This window comes from Azoarcus taiwanensis, assembly GCF_012910885.1.
Classification (GTDB): Bacteria; Pseudomonadota; Gammaproteobacteria; order Burkholderiales; family Rhodocyclaceae; genus Azoarcus_F; species Azoarcus_F taiwanensis.
This window is the reverse complement of sequence record NZ_WTVM01000242.1, coordinates 1-2,223: the sequence shown is the minus strand read 5'-3', so window position 1 is coordinate 2,223 and position 2,223 is coordinate 1. Positions and strand designations below refer to the sequence as shown.

The window sequence follows — 2,223 nt, the reverse complement described above, 5'->3', positions numbered from 1 at the left end:
GTTCAACAGGATGGTCATATGGCCAAGGCGCAAACCTACACGATCACGGAACTGGCGCGGGAGTTCAACGTGACCCCGCGGGCGATCCGGTTTTATGAGGACCATGGACTGCTGACCCCGGCGCGTGCCGGGCGCGCGCGTGTGTATTCCAAAGCCGACCGGACTCGATTGAAGCTTACCCTACGAGGCAAGCGATTGGGGCTGTCGCTTGCAGAAATCCGCGAGCTGATCGACATGTACGACGGCGTGCGCAATTCGGCGCCCCAGCTCGAACGGCTGCTCAAGGTGCTGGCAGAGCGCCGCGCCACACTCGAACAGCAGCGCGAGGACCTTGAGGCAGTGCTGGGCGAGATCGCAATGCTCGAGGTGCAATGCACCAATCTGCTCGGGCACGACACCGAGGGTGCGGCTCGTGCGCGGGCGGAGTTGGTGAAGCGGGTGCGCGACGCCGCTTGATTTTTTCGTGGATTGATTTACGTTAACGTCAACGGAAATGATGGCTTCTGCGGAGGCCGGTGCCTGGAGGCCCATGGTGAGACCCGAAATACCAATCTTTCAGCCGAAAGATCCAGACTATGTCGAGCGCGTGCGAGCAAGTTTTGCCCGCCAGCAGATCATGTCGCTGATCGGCGCCGAGCTCGCAGTGGTCGAGCCCGGCTACACGGAGATCCACCTGCCCCACCGGCCGGAGATCACCCAGCAACACGGTTTCATCCATGGCGGCGTGGTGGGTACGATTGCCGACTCGGCCGCAGGCTATGCCGCCAACACGCTCACACCCGCAGACACCAGCGTGCTCACCGTCGAGTACAAGATCAATCTTATCGCTCCGGCCGATGGCGAACGCCTCGTCGCCCGCGGCGAGGTCATCAAGCCCGGCCGCACGCTGATCATCACGCGTGCCGAGGTCTTCGCCATCAAGAACGCCCAGTGGACTCTGTGCGCCCTCATGCAGCAGACCATCATGGCGATGCAGGGCAAAGCCGAAAGCGCGAGATGACAAGCCCCGCTCGCTGAACCAAACTGAACCCAACACTGAATCGACTCCGGAGGAGAACCGCATGAACATCCCCAGCCTCAACTTCAACCTCGGCGAGGACATCGACGCGCTGCGCGATGCGGTCCGGGACTTCGCGATGAACGAGATCGCACCGCGCGCTGAGCAGATCGACCGTGACAACGAGTTTCCGGCCGACCTGTGGAAGAAGTTCGGCGACATGGGCCTGCTCGGCATGACTGCCGAGGAGGAATACGGCGGCACCGGCATGGGTTACCTGGCCCACATTGTCGCGATGGAGGAAATCTCTCGCGCATCGGCATCGGTCGGCCTGTCCTACGGCGCGCACTCCAACCTGTGCGTGAATCAGATCCGTCGCAACGGCAACACCGAGCAAAAGGCCAAATACCTGCCCAAGCTGATCTCAGGCGAGCATGTCGGCGCACTGGCGATGTCCGAACCCAACGCCGGCTCCGACGTGGTCAGCATGAAGCTGCGCGCCGACAAGAAGGGCGACCGCTACGTGCTAAACGGCGCCAAGATGTGGATCACCAACGGCGGCGACGCCGATACCCTGGTGGTCTACGCGAAGACCGACATCGAGTCCGGCCCGCGCGGCATCACCGCCTTTATCGTCGAGAAAGGCATGAAGGGCTTCTCCTGCGGCAGCCATCTGGACAAGCTCGGCATGCGCGGCTCAAACACCTACCCGCTGTTCTTCGACGACTGCGAAGTCCCGGAGGAGAACGTGCTCGGCGGTTTGGGCAATGGCGTCAAGGTGTTGATGAGCGGCCTCGACTACGAGCGGGCGGTGCTGTGCGGTGGACCGCTCGGCATCATGGCAGCCTGCATGGACGTCGTCGTGCCCTATCTGCACGACCGCAAGCAGTTTGGCCAGAGCATCGGCGAGTTCCAGCTCATGCAAGGCAAGGTCGCCGACATGTACACCATCTGGAGTGCGACCCGCGCCTATGTGTACGCCGTCGGTCAGGCCTGCGACCGCATGGACCACGCCCGCACGCTGCGCAAGGATGCCGCTGGCGCGATCCTGTATTCGGCCGAAAAGGCCACCTGGATGGCCGGCGAGGCGATCCAGACGCTGGGCGGTAACGGCTACATCAACGAATACCCCACCGGCCGCCTGTGGCGCGACGCCAAGCTGTACGAGATCGGCGCTGGCACGAGTGAGATCCGCCGCATGCTGATCGGCCGCGAGCTGTTTGCCG

Annotated in this window: 3 protein-coding genes; all 3 read left to right on the top strand. The window is 62.9% G+C overall.

What is annotated here, in order from left to right; translation table 11 throughout:
* Positions 1–18 precede the first annotated feature (18 nt).
* Positions 19–456: a MerR family transcriptional regulator gene (locus GPA21_RS19960; RefSeq protein ID WP_168989813.1), complete on the top strand. Its 438-nt coding sequence runs from the start codon at positions 19–21 to the stop codon at positions 454–456.
* Positions 457–532: 76 nt separating this feature from the next.
* Complete coding sequence (locus GPA21_RS19955; RefSeq protein WP_339379830.1) at positions 533–1,000, top strand: PaaI family thioesterase; 468 nt, start codon at positions 533–535, stop codon at positions 998–1,000.
* Positions 1,001–1,061: 61 nt separating this feature from the next.
* A partial coding sequence (locus GPA21_RS19950; RefSeq protein ID WP_168989811.1) for an isovaleryl-CoA dehydrogenase occupies positions 1,062–2,223 on the top strand: 1,162 nt, incomplete at its 3' end.